13 protein-coding genes are annotated in these 23,307 nt (G+C 52.6%); 6 read left to right on the forward strand and 7 right to left on the reverse strand.

The annotated features are described in order from the left end of the window. The first annotated feature begins 137 nt into the window (after positions 1-137). On the forward strand, positions 138-6,281 hold the full coding sequence (locus EDM56_RS28815; RefSeq protein ID WP_221176014.1) for a tandem-95 repeat protein: 6,144 nt from the start codon (positions 138-140) through the stop codon (positions 6,279-6,281). Positions 6,282-6,345: 64 nt separating this feature from the next. Here EDM56_RS28815 and EDM56_RS28820 read toward each other — a convergent pair whose 3' ends face one another. Beyond that, on the reverse strand, positions 6,346-7,551 hold the full coding sequence (locus EDM56_RS28820) for a multidrug effflux MFS transporter (protein ID WP_122921384.1): 1,206 nt from the start codon (positions 7,549-7,551) through the stop codon (positions 6,346-6,348). Between the two features lie 250 nt (positions 7,552-7,801). Here EDM56_RS28820 and EDM56_RS28825 point away from each other — a divergent pair, with 250 nt between their 5' ends. After that, positions 7,802-8,701, forward strand: coding sequence for an SDR family oxidoreductase (locus EDM56_RS28825; RefSeq protein ID WP_122921385.1), 900 nt, complete (start codon positions 7,802-7,804; stop codon positions 8,699-8,701). Between the two features lie 67 nt (positions 8,702-8,768). Here the strand turns inward: EDM56_RS28825 and EDM56_RS28830 are convergent, their stop codons facing one another. Genes EDM56_RS28830 through EDM56_RS28850 form a run of 5 tightly spaced genes read right to left on the reverse strand, consistent with a single transcriptional unit; the run spans position 8,769 to position 13,068 of the window. Further along, a complete protein-coding gene (locus EDM56_RS28830; RefSeq protein ID WP_122921386.1) occupies positions 8,769-10,109 on the reverse strand; it encodes a sensor histidine kinase in 1,341 nt (446 codons plus the stop codon). Next, positions 10,102-10,797 carry a response regulator transcription factor gene (locus tag EDM56_RS28835; protein ID WP_122921387.1) on the reverse strand — a complete coding sequence of 232 codons (696 nt, stop codon included), beginning with the start codon at positions 10,795-10,797 and terminating at the stop codon, positions 10,102-10,104. Before EDM56_RS28835 ends, EDM56_RS28830 begins: the two co-directional genes overlap by 8 nt. After that, the gene (locus EDM56_RS28840; RefSeq protein ID WP_246009581.1) at positions 10,772-11,338 is read right to left on the reverse strand and encodes a ferric reductase-like transmembrane domain-containing protein; all 567 of its coding nucleotides are present in this window, start codon (positions 11,336-11,338) and stop codon (positions 10,772-10,774) included. Before EDM56_RS28840 ends, EDM56_RS28835 begins: the two co-directional genes overlap by 26 nt. Beyond that, positions 11,331-12,317, reverse strand: a complete 987-nt coding sequence (locus EDM56_RS28845; protein ID WP_122921388.1) for an FAD:protein FMN transferase — start codon at positions 12,315-12,317, stop codon at positions 11,331-11,333. Before EDM56_RS28845 ends, EDM56_RS28840 begins: the two co-directional genes overlap by 8 nt. 25 nt (positions 12,318-12,342) lie before the next feature. Then, a complete protein-coding gene (locus EDM56_RS28850; RefSeq protein WP_122921389.1) occupies positions 12,343-13,068 on the reverse strand; it encodes a hypothetical protein in 726 nt (241 codons plus the stop codon). A gap of 202 nt (positions 13,069-13,270) precedes the next feature. Here EDM56_RS28850 and EDM56_RS28855 point away from each other — a divergent pair, with 202 nt between their 5' ends. Next, positions 13,271-15,328, forward strand: a complete 2,058-nt coding sequence (locus EDM56_RS28855; RefSeq protein WP_122921390.1) for a molybdopterin-containing oxidoreductase family protein — start codon at positions 13,271-13,273, stop codon at positions 15,326-15,328. 68 nt (positions 15,329-15,396) lie between these two features. Here EDM56_RS28855 and EDM56_RS28860 read toward each other — a convergent pair whose 3' ends face one another. Next, the gene (locus tag EDM56_RS28860) at positions 15,397-18,492 is read right to left on the reverse strand and encodes a S8 family serine peptidase (RefSeq protein WP_122921391.1); all 3,096 of its coding nucleotides are present in this window, start codon (positions 18,490-18,492) and stop codon (positions 15,397-15,399) included. 562 nt (positions 18,493-19,054) lie between these two features. Here EDM56_RS28860 and EDM56_RS28865 point away from each other — a divergent pair. The 3 genes from EDM56_RS28865 (at position 19,055) to EDM56_RS28880 (ending at position 23,296) form a co-directional block, all read left to right on the forward strand. Continuing rightward, positions 19,055-19,732, forward strand: coding sequence for a response regulator transcription factor (locus EDM56_RS28865; protein ID WP_122921392.1), 678 nt, complete (start codon positions 19,055-19,057; stop codon positions 19,730-19,732). Further along, positions 19,729-21,135: a sensor histidine kinase gene (locus tag EDM56_RS28870; protein WP_122921393.1), complete on the forward strand. Its 1,407-nt coding sequence runs from the start codon at positions 19,729-19,731 to the stop codon at positions 21,133-21,135. The genes EDM56_RS28865 and EDM56_RS28870 overlap by 4 nt, the downstream gene beginning before the upstream one ends. Positions 21,136-21,541: 406 nt before the next feature. Continuing rightward, on the forward strand, positions 21,542-23,296 hold the full coding sequence (locus EDM56_RS28880) for an ABC transporter ATP-binding protein (protein WP_122921395.1): 1,755 nt from the start codon (positions 21,542-21,544) through the stop codon (positions 23,294-23,296). Positions 23,297-23,307: the final 11 nt, after the last annotated feature.

Below are 23,307 nucleotides of genomic sequence, written 5' to 3' on the forward strand. Positions count from 1 at the left end.
TTTGATTTACACCGATATCGATGAAGGCTGTTAACAAAATGGAGGGATTTCATTTGCGAAGGTCGAGTAACCTTCCCCTGTTGTATCGCTATTTTTTGATTTTTTCTTTGATTACATTTCTTTTTCAACCGGGCTTCGTGGGCCAAAAGGCTCAAGCGGCGTCTGCTGCTCCGACATGGTTGAGTCCGTCCTCCACTACGAGCAATATGCTGCAAGGCGTCCGCTACGGAGCAGGCGAATGGCTTGCGCTCGGTGTTTCCGATACAATCGCCTCTTCCGGGGACGGAAAGCATTGGACCCTCTACCATACTGGTGGCTTTAATGAATGGGCCGATGCCGTCTACGACGGGGGAAACTGGATTCTGGTCGGAAGCGGCAAAATTTACCAATCCCCAGCAGGAACAGCAGCGTCTGACACCGGCTGGACCGCATTGAAAACCGATTTTGACAATTACCTGTGGGGGATCGCGTACGGGGGCGGTAAATACGTCGCTGTCGGGGATAAAGGCACAATCCTCACCTCAAGCAATAAATTTTCATGGAGCACTCAGCAATTAAGCGGGGAAATCGGCAATTTCTTTACGGCAGTGGTTTATGCAAATGGAAAATTCGTGACGGTCAGCTCGTCCGGCTGCATTTACACGTCGACGGATGGGCAGTCGTGGTCCAAGGCATATTCCGGCAGCTCTACTATCAATAGCGTGACCTTCGGCAATGGAAAGTTCGTCGCCGTAGGAGATGGAAAAGCGTACACATCGATGGATGGCAACGCGTGGTCATCAACGACGACGAATAGCTCAATGCTGTATTCAGTCGATTATGGCAACAACAAATTCGCTGCGGTCGGCGCAGGGGGCACCCTGATCACCTCGGCAGATGGTGTATCATGGGCACCGACCGAGCAATCCAACACCGCTCAAGACCTGTACGCAGTGCGATACGCGCCGGAGCAAAGCCGCTTTGTCGTCGTCGGCGACGGCGGCGTGATCCGAACGCAGTCGAGCATGAGCGACTTGTCCAATTTGACGCTTAGCGCCGGAACATTGACACCTGCATTCGCTCAGGCGACGAAAACCTATACGGCAAGCGTCGATACAGCGGTTGATCAAATCACGGTGACGCTGACGCCAGCCGATTCGGATGCTACGATCACAGTCAACGGCAACAATGCGGCTGTGACGGGTGGAACGGCGAGCAGCAATGTGCCCCTGAATCCTGGAGCAAACAACATCCAGATAAGGGTGACGTCACAGGACGGTTCTAAGCAAACAGACTATACGCTGACCGTGACGAGAGCCATTCCGAATGCGCCTCCGACGGATATCGGGCTCGACAAGACCAGCCTCCCCGAAAATGCGGGCGTCGGCACTTTGATCGGAACGCTTTCAGCGACAGATGCGGATTCTACGGTATTCACGTATTCGCTGGTGAGCGGTTTTGGCGACAATGCAAGCTTTACGATCGCAGGAAATCAGCTGAAATCGAATGCCGTTTTTGATTATGAAACAAAGAACAGCTACAGCATTCAAATTCGCGTGACCGATTCCGGCGGAGCAAGCTATGACAAGATTTTCACCATTCAGGTGACAAATGTAGCGGAAGCGCCTACGGTCAGCAACAGCAGCAAAAGTGGCTCAGAGGACAATCCGTTGTCAATCGGGGCAGCTGATTTCACTGCCGCCTATGCTGATCCAGAAAACGACAGCCTGAAAAAGGTGCAGGTGACGAGCTTGCCCAATGCGTCAGCAGGCGTGTTGAAGCTGAACGGTACGGCAGTTGCGGCCAATCAGGAAATCGATGCAGCGGACTTGGGCCAACTCGTTTTCGAGCCTGTGGCTAACTGGAACGGGACAGCGACCTTTACGTGGAAAGGGAACGACGGGACGTTTTACTCCGCCAATGCAGCGACGTTTACACTGACGATTGTCGCCGTCAATGATCTTCCAACCGTGACGGACAGCACGAAGAACGGTACGGAAGATACCGCTGTGGCGTTTGATGTGACAGACTTTGCGCCGCAGTTTGCGGATGTCGACGGGAATGCGTTGGCAGGCATCAAAATCGTGAGTTTGCCTGATGTTGAGGCGGGCACATTGATGCTGAATGGCTCAGCGGTTTCAGCAAACCAGGATATTGCGGCAAACGCACTGGACAAGCTGCAATTTGTCCCTGTTGCGAATTGGTTTGGAACGGCAAGCTTTACGTGGAAAGGCTTTGATGGCACCGACTATTCACAAGCTGCCGCAACACTCAAGCTGGAAATCGGTGCGGTCAATGACCCGCCGACGGTAAGCAACAGCGCGAAAAACGGCACGGAAGATACGGAATTGCCATTTACAAAAGACGATTTTGAACAACAGTACCTTGATGTGGAGAAGGAAGCGCTGGCTAGCATTCAAATCGTCAGTTTGCCAGCACATGGCACGCTGAATTTGAATGGGGTAGTGGTTAGCGCCAACCAGAGCATCGCGGCCAATCAGCTGGGGCAGCTCGCCTTTGTCCCGGATGCGGACTGGAATGGCAGCACCGGCTTCACATGGAAAGGCTATGACGGCCAGGCGTATTCGGCAGCGGCAGCGACGTTTACACTGACGATCGGTGCGGTGGAGGATTTGCCTACGGTGACAAATGGCATCGTCAATGGTGTGGAAGACCAACCGTTGGCATTGTCACACTCCGTGCTTGCTCCTCATTTTGCCGATGCGGACGGAGACAGCCTGCAGGCCATCCAGGTCATTAGCTTACCGGATCACGGAACGCTGCAGCTGAATGGAACGGATGTCGCCGTGGATCAGGTGCTGGCAGACTCCGATCTCGTGAATCTGTACTTTGTACCGGATAAAGACTGGAACGGTGAGACCAGCTTCACTTGGAAAGCGAACGATGGAAAAGGAGAGTCAGCTACAGCAGCGAAGCTTACCATCGTGCTCTCGCCTGCGAACGACTTGCCGACTGTGACCAACAGCAGCAAGACAGGCGATGAGGATACGAATGTCACCTTTGCCCTGACCGATTTCAGCGGGCACTTCAGCGACATCGATCAAGACAGCTTGAGCAAAATCCAGATTGTCACGTTGCCGTCAAACGGCCGCTTGCAGCTCGGAGCGACTCCGGTGACAGCCGGACAAGAGATTGCCGCAGCGGATCTGGACACGCTAGTCTTTGTGCCCGATGCCAACTGGAGCGGAAGCACAATCTTTACGTGGAAAGGCCATGACGGCACAGGGTATTCTCTCAATGAGGCTGTGCTCAAGCTGACCATTTCCGATGTCAACGATGCACCGACCGTGACGGACAGCAGCAAAAATGGCACGGAAGATACGGCACTGGCGTTAGGGTCTTCCGACTTTACGCTACAGTATCATGATGTCGAGAACGAACCGTTGGCGAAAGTGCAGATCGTAAGCTTGCCAGTGCATGGTGCGTTGAAAGTCGATGGACATGCAATCAATGCGAACGATGAACTGACAGTGGCCGACTTGGATAAGCTCAGCTTTGTGCCAGACGCCGACTGGAACGGCAGCACCAGCTTTACGTGGAAAGGCTACGACGGCAACTCGTATTCTGCGCTGGCGACATTCACGTTTGTCTTCGCGCCGGTTGAGGATATGCCGACTGTGAAAAACAGCAGTGTAGCTGGACAGGAAGATCATGTTTTAGCGTTTGCTGCTACCGATTTCAGTGACAATTTCACAGATGTCGATGGCGATGGTTTGAGCCAAGTGAAAATTGAAAGCTTGCCGGCCTATGGTGTTCTGAACCTGAACGGCAACCCGGTTTCAGCAGGGCAGGTTATCGCGGCAATCGACCTGGGGGCACTCGGCTATACGCCGCAGGCCAATTGGAACGGAGCGGACAGCTTCACATGGAAGGCCTCGGACGGCAAAGGGTATTCGACCGATGCAGCGACGATGGACTTAACCATTGCGCCGGAAAACGATCCTCCGGCAGTGAGTGACGTTACTATGAATGGCAATGAAGATGAGGAAATGGCGTTTGCGCCAAACGACTTCACCGCTCACTTTACAGACGATGACGGCGATCATCTGAGCAAAATCCAGATCGTCACGCTGCCTGCACACGGCACATTGACACTCGACGGAGTGGCTGTGAGTGAGAATCAGGACATTGCGGCGGCGGAGATCAGCAAGCTGCACTTTGTGCCAGGTGCCGAATGGAGCGGCAGCACGAGCTTTGCGTGGAAAGCGCACGACGGCAATGACTACTCCGTATCGACGGCAAATGTGTTCGTGAACATTGCTGCGGTCAACGATCCGCCAACAATGGATGACAGCAGCAAACATGGTGTAGAAGACACAGCGGTTGCTTTTGCGCAAGCTGATTTTACCGGCGTTTATCATGACGCGGAAAATGACAGCCTGCAAAAGGTAAAAATCGTTTCTCTGCCAAACCACGGCACATTGATGTTGAACCATGCGCCTGTCACTGTGGACCAGCAAATCGATGTGAATGAGCTGGATGAGTTGACGTTCGCTCCAGATGCGGACTGGAATGGAACGACCGGCTTCACGTGGAAAGGGTATGACGGCGCCGATTACGCCACGAAAGCGGCAGAGATGTCTATTGAAATTGCCACTGTCAACGACCTGCCGACGGTGAGCGATAGCAGCAAAAACGGCTCGGAAGGCAATGTCATGACGTTTGCGGCTAATGACTTCACGACCCATTTCAAAGATGTGGACGGAGACGCTTTGCAAAAAGTCCAAATCGACTCGCTGCCGACAGGCGGAACGCTGAAGCTGGATGGAACGGCAGTAAGCGTTCACGACGAGATCGATGCGACCGACTTGCGCAAGCTGACCTTCACGCCTAGGACGAGTGGAACGACCAGCTTTACATGGAAGGGAAGCGACGACAGCGGCTATTCGAACGATGCGGCTACCCTGACCCTGAAAATCGCACCGGTCATTGTAATCCCGCCGGGCAGCAACGATGCCGATTTGCGCGGCTTGTCCATCTCGGGCGGCACGCTCAAACCTGATTTCCACGCAGACCAAACATCGTACAGTGTCGAGGTGGACAGCGATGTGAATCGAATTATCGTAACACCGATCGCCTCTCATTGGGCAGCAGCGATTACGGTGAATGGCAAATCGGTGGCAAGCGGAACGAGCGCGACGATAGCGATTAAAGATGGCGGTGCAGACGTGCAGATCGTCGTAACCGCACAAGACGGCACGACAAAAACGTATTCGATCAGCATCAGTCAAGGCGATGCGCCGATTACGGACATCCAGCTCGATAAGCGTAGCATCTCCCTGAAAGAAGGAGATCGTCCAGTTCAGCTGAATGTGAGCGTCGAGCCAGCCCATGCTTCAACGAAAGGTCTTGTCTGGACGTCCTCCAAACAAGAGGTCGCTACGGTTGACGACACTGGCACAATCGTGCCGCTGTCCGTTGGAACGACCACCATCACCGTCTCCACGCCTGACGGCAAAATCAGTGCGACCAGCAGAGTGACGGTAAAAGCTGGCAAGATTCAAGAATTGCTCGCAGAGCCGCAAATGCTTGTACTAGGTGAAGGAGAGTCAGAGAGCGTCGCTATCAAGGCGTTCTATGGCTACGAGACGGTGAAAGAAATCAAGGATGGAATCGTCTGGTCCAGTGATGATGAAGAAATCGCCACCGTAACAGATGGCGAAATCAAAGCGGAAGCAGAAGGCAACACAATTGTCACTGCGTCCTACAAAGGCAAGAAAGTTAACATTTTGGTCAAGGTGATTCCGGTCAAGTTCGTGGATGAAGCGGCAGTGAAGGCTGCATTCACGCCACCTGCCAAAGGAAGCACGCGTTACAGGCTGACGGCGGCAGGAACGCTTTTGACCAAGGAGAGCGTCACCGTTCAGGTGAAGCTGGGCACCAAAACATACAGCGCGACGATCGGGAAAGACCGCAGCTTTAGTCTGGATCGCGCGATGACTTGGAAGGGCGAGATCCCTGATCAGATTGACGTCGTCATCAAGTCGAGAAAGGCGGGGGGCAAAACACAGATCGTCACAATTCCGCTGAAGACGTTTGATCCGGAATCGATCGAGGTGACGGAAAAGCGAAAGGGCGAGTACACCATCTCAGGTGATTTGCTCGACCCGTCGCTTGTGGCAAAAGTGGAGGCCGTCACCAAGGATGGCGAGCAGTTTGCCGGCAAGGTGGATGATCAGCAATTTGTGATCTCACTGAAAAATATCAAAGAGCAAACCGTAACCGTGCGGGTCGTCTTGTACTCTGGCTTTGAACAGGAAGCAGAAGTCGAGCTCCCGTAGCAGCACAATAGGAAAACAGGCAGCCCCTGCATGTGGGACTGCCTGTTTTTTTGTAGGTGATACGTTATTGAGAAGAAGCTTTGTTAACGCTGCGTCCCGCGACCATGGTTTGGCTGATCCATGACAGAAGGATCGCCAAAACAAGGAAATAGGCGGGCATTGTGACAAGTGAACCATTATGAAGGTAGCTCATGCCGCTAGTGATCAGGCTGATGATAACGTAGTAGCCCAATCCGAAAATCGCGCCTGCCGTTCCGAGCACATCGCTGTAGCTTGCGAGTGCCAGACTCAGGCAGTGGGGGAGCGCAATGCCAATTCCCAACAGAAGCGAGAAAATCGCAACAATCAAGAACGACAGGCAGAGGATGGATGGGCTTTTGCCAAACAGCGAAACAACCGTCAGGAATGCCGCTCCGAATGTGGTTACCAACGAGCCGATCAGGATGATTTTTTCTGCGTTGAACTTGTTGACGAGCTTTTTCGAAAGCATGGCCCCGCACACAGTAGACAGTGCGACGAAAATGCCCGTAAAACCAAACAGCCCCGGTGTCATCTGGAAAAATTCAATGAAAATGAACGGGGCTTCGGCATAGTAGCTGAACAACATGCCGTTTGTTGTCCCGATTAAAAGAGCGAACGCCCAGATCCGCCTGTCCGCTATCATACGTCTCGCGACAGGGAGGGTGCTAATCCTTGCATCTGCGGATACGCGCGTTTCAGGCAAGGAAGCATAGGTGCCGATGAAAATAGCCACGCTCATCACAACGAGCGTGAAGAAAACAGCTCTGTAGCCAAACCATTGATCGACCCAGCCCCCGAGCAAGGGGCCGATTGCGGGAGTGAAGGCCAGAGCGGCTGAAATTTGTGCAAACACGCCGTGGCGCTTGGCAGGCTCAAGGCTTTCCCGCAAGATGGTTTGCGTCACGACAGAACCGGTGCTGGCGCCGAAGGCTTGGATGAATCGGCTCACGAAAAGCCATTCCACCGAAGGGGAGAGGAAGCAGCCAAGGCATCCGATCCCGTACGTGAAAATTCCCCAAAGCATGGCAGGGCGCCGCCCGATCGAGTCGGATAGCCGTCCCCAGCAAAAAACGCCTGCGGCGAAACCAAGGAAGTAGATGCTAAGCGTCAATTGTAGCGCACGATTGCTGGCATGCAGATGCCCGGCAATATCCGGTAAGGACGGTGTATAAATCGTTTCGCTGATTTGCGGGAAACCAACGAGGATCATGAGTAAGAACAAGGATGGTGTTGAGATTTTTTGGTTCACAGCAAGTCCCCCTATCAATGGAAAATCTCAATCAGCGGAACATGCTAATTACGGAATCGGGGGTTTGCATTTGATCAATCTGGAAAATGCGTGCATTTTTCGTTCACCTTTTCCCTTTGCTGTGATAGGGGGACTTCTATCGAAACATTATAGCAGAAAAGGCATGGGAGTGATGGTGTCGCAGTAACCGGACAGAGAACAGCGGCATAAATTGGGCAGGTAGGCAAGAATCCATTTGTAGGAGGTTCACATGATTCCTGGGTACCCTTACTATTCCTATAAAACCGAGTGTGACGTGGTCCCTATCTCCTTCCCGCCGCAGCATCAGGATCGGCAACCGGGGCTTGAATATTTGATGGTCCCGAGGCCGATTTCGGAAAATCCGTCATATCTCGGCTCACAAAAGCTGAAGGATAAAGTGGCGATCATCACCGGGGGGGACAGCGGCATCGGGCGTGCGGTGGCAATCGCATTCGCAAAGGAAGGGGCGAATGTCGTCATCCCTTATTTGTACGAGACGGAGGATGCGGAGGAGACAAGGCAGCGCGTGCAGCAGCTGGGGCGCGAGTGTCTGCCGATCAAATGCGATCTGCGCATCGAGCGGACATCGGCCGATGTCGTCAGCCAGACGATCGGGACGTTTGGGAAGCTGGATGTGCTGGTCAATAACATTGGCGTACAATTTCCGCAGCAAAGCATTCTCGACATCTCGGCGCAGCAGCTGGAAGATACGTACCGGACCAATATTTTTTCGTTCTTCTATATGACCAAAGCGGCGCTCCCGCATTTATGCCAAGGCAGTTCCATCATCAATACGGCGTCAGTCACCGCCTATGCTGGAGAAAAAACGCTGATCGACTATTCTTCGACGAAAGGCGCGATCGTCTCGTTTACGCGCTCGTTGTCACTTAACCTGGTCGAGCAGGGGATCAGGGTAAACGCCGTCGCGCCCGGTCCGATCTGGACGCCACTGATCGTATCCAGCTTTTCGGCGGAACGCGTCAGCACATTCGGAACTGACACGCCGATGAAACGAGCCGGACAGCCGTTTGAGCTGGCGCCGACGTACGTGTATTTGGCCTCGGATGATTCGAGCTATGTAACCGGACAGGTTTTGCATGTAAATGGGGGGACGATGGTGGAGTCATGACGTGGCATGCAGTATAAAAGGAGCGGGAAGCGTGTGGATTACGCTGCCTTCTCCTTTTATATGGGTTTCAATGATCTTTCAATAAGACGGTAAAGGTCGTCCCTTTTTGGAGCTTGCTTTCCACGGAAATTTTTCCTTTATGCTTCGCGACGATTTGCGCCGCGATGGACAAGCCGAGACCGGTTCCGCCGGTTGCGCGCGACCGTCCTTTGTCGATTCGATAAAACCGTTCGAAAATAAAAGGGAGATCTTCTTCCGGGATGCCACAGCCGGTATCTTTGACCACGATTTTGATTTTTTTGTATTTCACCGCGGTGACTGAAACGGTGATGAATCCGCCTGAATCGGTGTACTTGATTGCGTTATCGATTAGGATATAGAGCAGCTGGCGGATCTGGTCCTTGTTTCCGTGAAAAGGCAAAGGGACAAGCGTCGTCTTCTCATCCGCGAGCGTGAGCTGCACGCCTTTTTGGGCGGCGCTGCCGTGCATTTGCGTACAGACTTCCCACGCCATTTGGCCCACGTCAAAGTGCTCCTGCTCGTCATGGGGAAGCTCTGCTGCATCGGTTTCGCTACGCGCTAAGGAAAGTAAATTTTCTACCATGCGGATCATGCGGGTGATTTCGTCCATCATGCCGGTTAATACCGTTTGGTGAAAGGGTGGCAAGCTCTCCTTTTTCTCCGCCAAAATTTCCGTAGAGGAGAGCATGACGCTCAGTGGGGTCCGCAGCTCATGTGAAGCGTCCGCCGTAAATTCCTTCTGGCGCTTGTAGGCTTGGGTGATGGGAACCATGGCGCGGCCGGCAAAAAAATAACCGGCGGCTGTTCCCAATCCGAGCAGAAGAACGGCCGTGATGGTGAGCAGCAACTGCATTTGGTCGAGCAGCTGATCCATAGAGGTGATATCAGCACCGAAATAAACGATCGCGTCGGAGGGGTCCATCCCGTCAATCTGCGCTCGGAAAATGGCGTACGTCTTGGTCGTGCTGTCTACTGTAATCTGGATTTGTTCCATTTCGCCTGGCTCAAGTGGTTGCTGGCTGACGAAATCATTGACTTTTTGCGCCAACTGAACCTGGGACTCTCCCAATGAAGTAATGGGTGGTCCTCCCGCGGGTCCCCGTACGAAAGCGAACTGAGTCGGTTGCAAAAAGTCCCAGTCCACCCGCCCTTTACGGCCTTTTCCTTTGTCCGGAGGCGGAGGCGGTTTGTCCGGCTCCCAGTCAAAGAAGTGATGCTCCCGCGATTCATGCCCGATTTTGGCCGTCAAGGATTGCAAGCTGGCTTTCACGTTTGCCGTGATGACGAATGAGAGGGAAAAGTAAAAGAAAAAGACCATGACGAGGAGCAGTAGAGCTGCGATTCCCCCGTAAAATAGCGTCAGCTTCCTTCGCGTCTTTTCAAACATGGCTGTTTTCCTGGCTGTTGGACAGACGATAGCCAATCCCACGGATGCTGTGGATCAGTTTATGCTCGAACCCATGGTCCACTTTTTTACGGAGCAGCTTGATGGCGGCATCGATCGCATTCGGTGTGATGGCGGAATCGACTCCCCACACTTGATCGAGGATTTGGTCGCGGGAGAGGGTCTGCTCGGCGTGACGGATAAAAAGCAGGATGAGCTGGAATTCCTTCTTGGTGAGGGAGAGGGGCACATCGCCGCGCCTCACTTCATGTGTTTGCGTGTTGACCGTCAAATCGCCGAAGGTGTAAATTTCATCCTGAAAAACAGCGAGATTGGTTCGGCGGCCTAACGCGTTAACGCGGGCGAACAGCTCTTCAAACGCAAAGGGCTTGACCAAATAATCGTCAGCCCCCGTGTTTAAGCCCTTCACCCGATCGGATACAGAGTCTCGCGCTGTCAGCATCAGAACGGGCGTGGTGTCTTTCCGTTTGCGAAGCTCTTCGCAGATTTCCAGCCCGCTTTTCTTCGGCATCATCCAATCTAGAATGTAGAGATCGTAGCTGCTTTTTTGCAAATAGTCCTCTACCAGATCCGTGTCGCTGACCCAATCGACCGTATGATATTCCTGGCTAAGCTTATAGTGCAGGAGCGGACCTAGCTTCAAATCATCCTCGATCAGCAAGATATGCACCGGCTTTTTTCCTCCCGATCACCATCCGAACGATGAGTAATACCAACAGTATGCCAAACGTGCTGACATACAGCAAATACATAAGGGGGGATTGGGAATCCGATCCCACTTCGATCCCATGGATCATGGCCATGACAAAAGTAGGGTACGAGCCGATGTGGATGATGCGCCACAGCGTTTTGTTCAATTTGGCGCGTAGGTCTGTTGTCAGGATGATCACAAGCGTGCCATACAATGCGAGTGAACCTAAGCCGTTCCAGAGCGGATCGTTTTCAGCGGCAAAAGGAACCAAAACTTCCTTCCAAGAAAACGGCATGTACGTGTCCACAATTAAGAGCATGGCGTGAAGAATCGCGCTGAACGTCCCTGTAATGGTGGCGTAGGAGTGAACCTTGTAGAGCGTGGCTTTCGCTTTTCCTTTCCAAATCGGCATGCTGTACAGCATCCCCAGGCTAACGCCGAAAAACAGCAAAATGTAAGCGGTGATGCCCAATATGCGGATCGATTGCCAGACCGGCAAATTGGTAATGATCTCAACCATGGTGTATCCATCCTTCCTGTACAATGGTGTCGTGAATGAAATCAACTGCTGCCCCATGCCAGCGCTCTTCAAAACGATTGCGGTCGCCTGCGAAGTGCAGCTCGCCTGTTTGAGTGACCAGCAAGGCGTCACAGTGGGGGAGATGGCGTCTCAACAAGGGGAGAAAGGCTGAGAGACCAACGATACAGGCAACCTTTGCCCAGACCTCGCATTCGGTAACATGGCTTCCGACAATTGTGCACTGCACGATCTCGCTTTTGCTCGGGCGTAGTGTGCGCGGATCAATCAGGTGGTGCATATCCCCGTGTTTTGTCTGCCAACGTCTTCCCAACACACTTGAGGTGGCGACCGCTCCGTCGGCTAGCGCGATTTGGGCGATTTCTACCTCTTTGTTGTAGGGATCAGCGATTCCCACGAGCCATGGCTCATCCTCATCGAATCCGCCCCATACGAACAGATCCCCGCCTGCGTTGAGAAGTCCTCTTGTCACGTGCATCTCACGCTTCAACCAATCGCTCAAACGGTCAACCGACCAGCCTTTTACGATTCCCCCCAAATCGATGTGCGTCCCGGGACTGAGCTTTACTGACCGCATAGCTGCATTCAGGTAAATCTGGGAGTCATGCGGAACCGGGGGCTCTGCCAGGATGTCCCGCATAGGAGCAAGCTGCTCAAAGGAACGTGAATACCCTGCATGCTGCAATGCGTCGAGGAGCATGAAATGGAAGATTCCGTCCGTCTTGTGCCGGTACATCTCTGCGAGCGCCAGAACCTCTGCCATCGCAGCCGAAATAAGTGTTGTCTTTCCAGACAGCTTGTTGATCCGAGAGAGTTCGCTGTCAGGCAGGAAACGGCTGAACCGTCTTTCTATCCGAGAAAACCAGTTCGTTACGTCTTCTTGCAGCGATACGTCGGTGCCTAAGCTGACCTGTATATCCGTGTTCATCGCACGGAAGAAACATTCGCGAAACGGTGCCATCGTTTATCCCTCCAGTATGCAGGAATCACGAATGATGGGATTTGGTATGAGACTTCTTGGGCTGTTCTTCCACATCGCTTTGGCTGTCCGTATTGCTGCTGTCAGGCACCACTGGCTGTTCCACGCTTTCGGATGATGGCGCATTTGCCAGGCTGTTGTTTTCGACGGCAGGCTCCGGTGTGGCTGGAACCGATTCAACGGGGGGTGCCGAAGGTTGTTGTGCGGCAGTAGGTGTAGACTGGTGTTGGCTAGGAACAGGCGTCTCATTTTTAGGTTGCGAAGGTGCAGCGGCTTTTGACGTACTTTGTGCAGAAGCGGTTTTTGGAGCGGAAGCTGTTTTGGATGCGACGTTTGCTTTCGGCTGAGCGCTACTATGTATCTCTGTCGAATGCGTTTTATTGGGTAAAGGCGAAGCCTCCGTTTGAGCCGAATTCTCCACGCTCGTTTTTGCAGTTTCGGATGAAGGGGCGGCAACGCTGGGCTGTTCGCTCGGCAATGCGTTGGCGATGGTTCCTTCATTCCCCTTATGCTCTGGAGCGGCCTCGCCTTCTGCTTTCCATTCGTCGATGACTGGGTCAGCCGAAGCGGTTTCTTCTGGCTCATCCCCTTGGTCGGCAGCTTGCAAGGCGGCTTCATGGGCTTTTTCAAAAGCAGGATCAGCCTTGGCCGTTTGCATCAGAAGAGCCAATGAAAAGACGACGCCTCCTCCGACTTTCCACTTAAACCATTTGGATCGTTTTTGCTTTTTCATCGTGCATACCTCCAGTCGTGAAGATAGTCTCATGGTAGTAATCGTTTCTGAAATTCACATGAAAAATCATCTGGAAAAATGAGCAAGGCTTATAGCGGAGGACATCTTGGAAGATGGATTTTTTGATGGCGGCAGTGTAGCATAAAATGTATAGATTTTCAGACAGAAGAGAACGGGACTGGCAGGAGGGAGAGGAAAACGCATGTCACTTTCAGCAGTCAATCAAACCGATGGAATTTTTCGCTCTGTATGCTCGCTTGATTGTCCGGACCAATGCGGGCTGTTGGTACACAAGCAGGATGGCAAAATCGTCCGTATCGAGGGGGACCCGGATCACCCGGTGACACAAGGCGCAATCTGCAACAAGGTGCGCAATATGACCGCCCGCATTTACGATGAAAAACGTCTGACACATCCGTTGAAGCGCGTCGGCGCCAAAGGGGAAGGCAAGTTCGAGCGGATCAGCTGGGAGGAAGCGATTCAGACGATTTCCAATCGTTGGAAGGAACTGATCGCTCTGCATGGACCGGAAAGCATTATTCCGTACAGCTTTTACGGGAATATGGGCAGACTGACGGCGGAAGGCATGGATCGCCGCTTTTTCAACCGGCTCGGTGCCAGTAGGCTGGATCGGACGGTGTGCCAATCGGCCGGAACGAAAGGGTACAGCTACACGATGGGCGCCTCCATCGGCACAGACCCAGAGGATACGGTGCACGCCAAGCTCTTTGTGATGTGGGGCGTCAATGCGGTCAGCACCAACATGCACCAGGTGGCGCTGGCTGAAAAGGCGCGCAAGAACGGCGCGCAAATCGTGGTCATCGATGTGCACAAAAACCAGACGGGGCGATGGGCAGATTGGTTCATCCCGATTTTGCCGGGGACCGATGCAGCGCTGGCGCTCGGGCTGATGCACATTTTGTTCGCGGAAGGGATGGTCGACAACGAGTTCCTTGTGCAATACACGGTCGGCCACAAGGAGCTGCGCGAGCATGTGAAGCAGTACGATCCTCACAAAGTCTCAGCCATCACAGGTGTGCCGGTCGAGGACATTTACCGGTTGGCTCGCATGTATGGGCAGACATCACCGGCGTTCATCCGCATCGGCAACGGTCTGCAGCATCACGACAACGGCGGGATGATCGTACGCACGATCGCCTGTTTGCCAGCATTGACAGGGCAGTGGCTCGTCAAGGGCGGTGGCGCGATTAAAGGGAACAGCCGGTTTCTCGCATTCAATTCGGCAGCGCTGCAGCGGCCGGAACTGCTTGAAAACAAAGGAACGCGCCTGATCAACATGAACCAGATTGGGGAAGCGCTGTTAACCCTCGACCCGCCGATTCGCTCGATGTTCGTCTACAGCTGCAATCCGGCGGTCATCGCGCCGGAGGGCAATAAGGTCCGACGCGGGCTGATGCGGGACGATTTGTTTACGGTCGTCCATGATCTGTTTTTGACGGAGACGGCAGCTTACGCCGATATTGTTTTGCCTGCCACATCGGCGTTCGAAAACCTTGATTTTTACACATCTTATTGGCACCACTACATCCAGCTGCACCAGCCAGTCGTCGAAGCGTACGGTGAGAGCAAGTCGAACTCCGAGGTGTTCCGCCTGTTGGCGCAGGCGTTGGGCTTTGAGGAGCATGCGTTCCGCGACAGCGACGAGGAATTGATTACGCAGGCGCTGAGCGGTCACGGCAACAGCTATATAACGGACGTTACGTATGAAGCGCTCAAGCAACAGCCGTACATCAAGGCGCAGCGTGAGTCCTTTTTCCTCAATGCGCTGGAAACGCCGAGTGGCAAAATCGAGCTATACTCCGCTGCGATGGAACGGGACGGCCACCCGCCGCTGCCGACCTACACGCCATTGGTGGAGGAAGGGAATTATCCGTTCCTGTTTATTCCGGCGCCGAACCACAACTTCTTGAACTCGACGTTTTCCAATAACGCCAAGCATATTCAGCTGGAAAAAGTAGCACGCTTGCACATGAACAGCGAGGATGCCGAACGGGCGGGCATTGCCACCGGCGACGTCGTGAGGATCTGGAACCAGCGGGGCGAAAGCGAGCTCGTCGCGGCCGTAGGCGACAATGTGCTGCCTGGCGTGGTCGTGAGCCAAGGGTTATGGGCGGATCTGCCAGGGACCAAACAGTTGGTCAACTCGTTAACGCCAGACCGGATTTCGGACATGGGCGGCGGCGCGACGTTTTTTTCGGGGCGGGTGAACATGGAAAAGAAACGGGCGAAGGCTGAATAAGCGAGGCAAGGTCAGCAGAAAAAAAGAACAGTCAGGGCGATTTCCCCCTGACTGTTTTTTCATACAATTTATTTAACGGTCACCTTGATGTTAATCGTTTTTCCGCCATAGGTCACAGTTATTGTTGTTTTCCCTTTCGATATGGCCTTGACTACCCCTTTGGAAACCTCGGCAACCTTGGTGTTGCTGGAAACCCAATCTGCCAGATCCGTGATATCCTCGGTGGTATTGTCTGTGTAGACAGCCTTTACGATTATTTTTGTACTTTTTCCGTTGGGGAGGGTAGCCGAGGTTTTACTCGGCTTCAATTTGGAAACGATCATATCTGTAACTTTTACTGGGATATCCACTGACAAACCCTCATACTCAACCGTAATGGTCGTCGTACCCAAAGAAGTTGCTGTCACTTCTCCATTTTCCACACTTGCAATTGTATCGTCTTCTACAGACCATGTTGCCTTGTCACCAATGTCTTCTTTCGAGCCATCAGCATAAACGGCTTGAATCGTAAGGGTAGCCGTTTGATCAGGAGCTAAAAACAAGGTGCTTTGGGAGGGCTCCAGTGAAACAAGCTGGTCGGGATCGCCACCGCTTCCACCGTCTTTTTCCAGAACATAAGAGAGAGTGGCTAGGGAAGAAGAGATTCGATCAACTCTTACTTTGGCATAGACGTTATCACGAATTTTCATCAAGTACATTTTCCCGTCCGCTACGCCGCGTAGAGACGTATCGAATCCGGTGAGATTTTTAACGGTCGGTTCTTGCAAGTCCTGGTTCGGCAATTCAAGAATCGCTCGTGCTCCGATAGCGCCATATTGGTTGATGACAAAGTCAGCATCATCTCTTTTAGTTGTCACTTGCTTGCTGGTAAGATTGAAACCGCCTTGGCTCAGCTCATCTTGGAAAGCCAGAATGGTATCCAGCAAAGGGGAGTATTTCGCGGTTTGCACCTCGCCCCATGCGATTTGATTGTCGTTTGTTGAGCCAGCCGATACTTTCACTTTAGCGCTGGCGGTAAAGCCGCCATCCACGGTTGTGGCCGTAATCGTCGCTTGACCTTCTCCGACAGGTGTAACGGTTCCAGTAGCGTTAACGGTCGCAACAGATGTTTTGCTGGAGCTCCAAGTAACCGTTTTATTTGTTGCACTGGAAGGCTTGACGGTGGCAGTCAGCTTGCCGGTAGACCCGCCTTTTGTCAGTTCGAGTGTAGATTTGTCAAGGCTGATGCCTGTCACACGAACTTCACTATCAGAAGAAGAGAGTTTGCCGTTCGTTGTGATCGCGTACGGTTGTGAACCTTTTGGAACGTTATACCCGGTGACCTTAACGGTATAGGTACCTTTTTCGGGTGCCGAAAAGTAAAGATTCTCTACGTTGTTCAGGTGATCTCCAGCTGCGTATGTTTTGCCGCTTGGGCTGGTAAGCGTCAAATCCAAATCGTTGACAAGAGTTTTCCCTGCGTTCGGGTAGCTCGGGTAATCTGTCCAAACCAGCGTTGTGGAAAATGGCTTGGATGGATTGTTAACAGTAATGGTATAGGATGTACTTTGACCGGTTTTAAGGCCAGATGTCTCATCTTTATAATCAGAACCGATGGCCGCTGCTAGATTCGCGCGCCCAAAACCTTGAACAATCAAATCTAATCCCAGATCGTCTGAGCCATTCACAATCATCGACTTGATCAATGCTGAACTCGGCGAGCTGACGCCCTGTTCATTTAAAAACTGTCGGACTTGCGCGACTCCGCCTGCCAGAATCGGTGTTGCCATGCTGGTTCCGCCCATATAGGCGTAATATTGGTTCATGGGAGACCAAAATGAATCATCAGGGGCGAGAGCGGAGCGCGTAGATAAAATCCATGTTCCCGGCGCTACGACATCAGGCTTGATACGTCCATCAGCGGTTGGGCCGCGACTGCTGAATTCAGCGATTTCGTTCGGGTTGTCAGCATCGGTAATCCCGTATGATACCAAATCGGGACGATTATTTTCGGATGCTCCGACCGAGATCACGTTTTTGGCAGTAGCGGGACTTCCTATCGTCCGTTTGCCATTTCTTCCGCTATTTCCTCCCGCAACCAGAACCGACATGTCTTTATGATCCCAGATAAACTGATCAACGATGGCGGAGCTGTATCCATACACTCCTCTGTCATCAGTCCCCCATGAGTCGGAGTGGATACGCGCCCCTGCGTTATAAGCTTCTGTTAAAAATTGATTGAAATCACCAGTCAATTCACCTTCGCTGTCACTCATCGAATGGAAGACTAGCTTGGCATCCGGTGCCATTCCTTTTACTTTGCCATTGGAAGCTTTGCCCGTTCCCACCACAGAGCCTGCGACGTGGGTACCGTGGCCATCCGGATCGCTTGCGTTATTGGCCCGCCCAACCGGGATGAGCTTTTTCACTTGGCCAACAAAATCAGGATGAATGTTCGTCGTACTTCCTCGATCTAAACCGGAGTCGGCAATACCGATGATTTGATTTTTTCCCGTATAGCCCGTTGAGGCAAGGGTATTAGATTGAATAATACCTGCAGCACGGTCATTGGAAAATACCCAGTGCTCTTTGGGAAGGACAGCGACGATATCATCAGAAAGAAGCAGATCCTCCAAATCAGTGCCTTTTACCGATAATTGCGCAAACCCTTTCGTTGCTTGGGCAGGGGAAAATCGTTTCACTGAGCGAGTCAGGTCTTTTTTGCGGTCAAATCCTACCGCAGTGACTTCCACTTTTTCATTTTGGTCGAGCGCTTGGAGGAGTTCCGGGGAGAGCTTGTAGGCGGGATGGAAAGGACGTACGCTCTCAACAAATGATAATTCCGTCAGTTTGTCCAAATCGGAAGAATCTTTTACTTTTGCCAGATAGGAATATTCAGGCAGGTAATCTCCGAGTGTTGCCCCTGCTTGTTCAAGTGACTCCTTCCATTCCTCTTGAATCGGGCCCGAGCACTTGATAATGACTAAGTGGGCAGAAGCGGGAAGGCTGGATAATTTGCGATGGGAGGCTTCGGTTGCGAACATGGAGCGGTTGACTGATTGAATTTTGGCAGACTCTGTTTCCCGTTTTTGCAAGCTGTCGGAAGCATGGACAGGCAAGCCGCTCAGGAGCATGCAAACGATTAGTGCTCCTGCTGCCATCCGTTTTGGCGTACGTTTAAACATAAAACACAACCTTTCCGAGATGATCTACATTTTCCGGTATCGAAGTAGGACTTTAGTAGGGATGCTTGGTTTATTTTTCTATATCTTACCATAAGGTTCAAAATGATGTGGGGAAATGGAAAGATCAAGGGATTTAGAACGGAAAAAGTTTTTCCGATACTCCATCGTAAAAGAAGGATGTCCCTCAGTCTTTTTCAGACTTTTGGGACATCCCCATGTTTTGCTTTACAGCAACACGGCGGTTTTGATTTCTCCCGAGGGCGAAATCGTGATGAAGTACCGAAAAGTGTTTATTCCGTATCCGCTCGAACAGTCGAAGCCTGGACATGATTTCCGGTGTATGAAATCCCGCATATCGGCAAGGTTGTCATCTCCTGTTCATCGTCCGTTCATATTCGGGCCTTATCCTTCTGTAGCAGAAGCGCCGCAACCCGCGTGCGGGCAAGATTGCCTTGGCCTTCATTCATTTGGTAACCTTGAAAGGAAGAAGACAGAAGCGGCTTAACGCCATTTTACGAAAACACGTGTCAGCATGAGATGTGCGATCGAGGGAGGGTATTCGATGAGAATCAGCATCCTAGTGGTGGACGATGATCCCCACATCCGTGAACTGCTCCGTTTTTTCCTGACAAAGGAAGGGTATCGGGTGCAGGCAGCTGCTGATGGAGAGGAGGCGACGCGTTTGCTGATGGAGGAACAGATTCATCTGGCAGTCGTCGACGTCATGCTGCCTGGCAAGGGCGGCTGGGAGCTGTGCCAGGAGATTCGCGAGTATTACGACATTCCGGTTATTTTGCTGACGGCGAAAGGAACCGTGAAGGATAAAGAAAAAGGCTTTCTGGCAGGTACGGACGATTATGTGACAAAGCCGTTCGAGCCAGCCGAGCTGCTGTTTCGGATCAAGGCGCTGCTGCGTCGCTACCAGATGGTCAGCCGCAACGTCATATCGATCAATGGGACGGTGATCGACCGCAACAGCTATGTCGTGCGTGTGGGGGAAGAGCAGATGCATCTGCCTTTGAAAGAGTTCGAACTGTTAGCGCAGCTCGCCAGCTTCCCCGACCGGATTTTTACGCGGGAGCAGCTTTTGGAGCAGATTTGGGGCGCAGATTATGCCGGGGGCAGCCGCACGATCGATGTCCACATCAAGCGGCTGCGAGAGCGCTTTGATCCGTATGGCGACTTCACCATCGCGACGGTGCGGGGCCTTGGCTACAAGCTCGAGGTCGTCTCGCCATGAAATCACTCTATGTCCGGCTTGTCATAACATTTGTCGGGATTGTGTTTCTTAGCAGCCTGCTTGGGTTTTTCATCGCCAATGCGTATTATCAGCAAAACTTGAAAGCCTTCAATGAACAGAAGCTGACGCGAATCGGCGAGGACATCGTAGATTTGTATCAGGAGAAAGGCACGCTTGGGCTGAACGAATTTTTTCAACGGATCGGCGGCATCAACTATCAGATTTATCTGGTCGATGAGAATGGAAAAGGCACTTTTTTCGGCGCGCCATTCCGTGATAAGACGATTGCACCGGAGCATGTACAGCGCGTATTGGCCGGGGGGATGTATCGCGGGATTACAGAGGAAAAGCATGGGCTGATGGTGACCGGCTTTTTTGAAAACACGCTGACGAACAGCATCGGCCTGCCGATCCGGGCCGATCACAAGACGTATGCGATGTTTTTGCGTCCGAATACGGAAGGGCAGTTCGGTGAGGTGCAGATCATGCTGACCGTGCTTTTGATCGCCACTTTCGTGCTGAGCATCCTCTTCATTCTCGTGTTTACCCGCTACCTTGTTTGGCCGATCAAAAAGCTGACGCGGGCGACGGAAAAAATCGCAGGCGGCGATTATGCGATCGGGTTGGATATTTCACGCAAGGATGAGATTGGCACGCTGGCCACGCATTTCGAGAAGATGACGACAGCTCTCAAGCAGCTGGATGAGATGCGGCAGGAGTTCGTCTCCAACGTTTCGCACGAAATCCAGTCGCCGCTTACGTCCATCCAAGGTTTCACCCAAGCGATTCGAACGGGTGAAGTCGACGCGGCGCAGCAGGAGGTCTACCTCGGCATTATCGAGGAGGAGAGCAGACGCTTAGCCTCACTCAGCAAGCAGCTGCTTGTCCTTGCTTCTCTTGAGAAGGAGACAGGCTTGTTCGAGCCGAAGCAGTACCGCCTTGACGAGCAAATCCGGCAGGTCGTGCTGCTGCTGGAACAGCAATGGCGCGAGAAGCAGTTGAATGTAGAGCTCCATTTGCCAGAAATCCAGATCGTCGCCGACCCGTCTTTGCTCAATCTTGTCTGGATCAACCTGATCGCCAACAGCATCAAATTCACCGAGCCGCACGGCACCATCACCGTATCCATACGCGCCGACAAAATGATCATCGTGACAGTCGCCGACACAGGCAGCGGGATCGCTCCCGAAGATGTACCACACATTTTCGATCGCTTTTACAAAGGCGACAAATCAAGAAACCGCACCGCTTCCGGCAGCGGCCTCGGCCTCGCCATCAGCCATAAAATCATCAAACGCTCAGGCGGCGAAATCGAAGTGCAGAGCGAACCGGGAAAAGGCACGGTCTTCACAATCAAGCTTCCACGCTACGCCCAAGATCAAAAAGACAGTGCCAAAGTATAAACGAGGCACTGTTTTTTGTTTTTAAAGTTTTACCCATTCTCACCTACCACTGCAGCGGAGGGATTTTTACCAGAAAGCGGAGTGAAAGCTTTGGCGATGCCTACCAGGCGGAGCGGAAAAAAAGGGAAACGCTATTCGCGTCCAACAGCATCCTTGAGATACACCCGCCGCGCAGCGTGTGGCTTTTGGGCGCGGTTTCCCTTTTTTTCCGCGGAGCCGTCCAGTCAATCCCCCAGCAGGCATCGACATGCCTTTCACGCAGCTTTTTGGCAAAAATCCCGGCTTCTGCACTCACCCCCAAAATTCATATTCAGTTCATAAAACTATCGTATCTTTTCCATGCAAACAAAAAACAGCAATGAGCCCTCGGGCCAACGATACAAAACGAAAAGGAGAGATACGACAGATGAAGCAAACCGAAACGAGACAAGCAGGAGGCTGGCAAGCTTTTTACCATCTGATCAAAGAAACGCGCCCTTCCAAGCTGCTGCTAGGCATCGCGTTGTTCATGAGCGTGGCGACGACGCTGGTTGGCCTAGCGATTCCGCTTGGTACCAGCAGATTGGTCGACAGCTTTTCCATCTCTACAATCAGTGCCTCGCAAATTGTCCTGTTAGCAGCGGCTTTTCTCGCACAGGCGATCGCGCTTGGGCTATCGACCTACATGCTCAACCATGTCGGCCAAAACATCGTGGCAAGGCTGCGGGACCGGCTGTGGAAAAAGCTGCTGTCCTTGCCGGTGAGCTACTATGACAACCACCAAACAGGCGAGACGATCAGCCGGATGACCAATGACACAGGGCTGGTCAAACAGCTGATCACTGAGCATTTGTCCAACTTTCTCAGCGGTGTCATTTCAATCACGGGATCGATCGTGGTGCTGTTTTACCTTGACTGGCGTATGACCTTAATCATGCTGACGGCAGTGCCAGTGGCTCTCGGCATCTTGTTCCCGCTGGGACGGCGGATGCGCCTAATCGCGCGGGGACTTCAGGATGAAACGGCCAAGCTCTCCGCTGTGCTGACACAGGTGCTTTCCGAAATCCGCTTGGTCAAGTCATCGAATGCCGAAGAACGGGAATATGGCAACGGGAAAAAAGGGATTGCAGCACTCCTGCACTTCGGGCTGAAAGAGTCCAAAATCCAGGCGATGATCGCGCCGATCGTTTCATTTGTGCTGATGATGCTGCTCGTGGTGATCATCGGCTACGGCGGGATGCGCGTATCAAGCGGCGCGCTGACAGCTGGAGGGTTGGTGGCGTTCATTTTGTACCTGATCCAAATCATCATGCCGATGGGCCAGCTGACGATGTTTTTCACACAGCTGCAAAAAACGTTGGGTGCGACGGAGCGCATCGTCGACATTCTCGCGGTCGAGGCAGAAGATTACACAAAAGGACATGAGGTGCAACAAGCCAAGCAGCCGATCCATGTCGAGCATGCCACATTTGCCTATGAAAATGGCGAGCCGATTTTGCGCGATGTCAGCTTCACCGCCCAGCCAGGGAAAGTGACGGCGGTCGTGGGACCGAGCGGCAGCGGCAAGACGACGCTGTTTTCCCTCTTAGAGCGGTATTATCAGCCAAGCGGCGGTGCAATCAGGCTGGGTGCGGATGAGATTAGCGACTTTTCGCTGGAATCTTGGCGCAGGCAGATCGGCTATGTCTCACAGGAGAGCCCGATCATCGCAGGAACCATCCGTGAAAACATCTGCTACGGCGTTGACCGTCCGATTACCGATTACGAGCTGGAGCGCGCGGTCGAGATGGCGTATGCCAAAGGATTTATCGAGGATCTTCCGAATAAATACGAGACAGAAGTGGGCGAACGGGGAATCAAGCTGTCGGGCGGACAGCGCCAACGGATTGCCATCGCGCGGGCATTGCTGCGCGACCCGAAAATCTTGATGCTTGATGAAGCCACCTCCAGCCTGGACAGCAAATCGGAGATTGTCGTGCAGAAAGCATTGAAGAATTTGATGAAAGGGCGCACGACGCTGGTCATTGCTCACCGGCTTTCGACCATCGTAGATGCCGACCAAATTTTGTTTATGGAAAAAGGGAAAATTACAGGGAGCGGCACGCATGAAGAGCTGTTTTCCACCCATGCGATGTACCATGAGTTCGCAACGCAGCAGCTGCGGATGAAGGAGCATGCGTAAAGGAGGCGAGA

It is taken from the genome of Brevibacillus fluminis (genome assembly GCF_003710825.1).
GTDB classification, from domain to species: domain Bacteria; phylum Bacillota; class Bacilli; order Brevibacillales; family Brevibacillaceae; genus Brevibacillus_D; species Brevibacillus_D fluminis.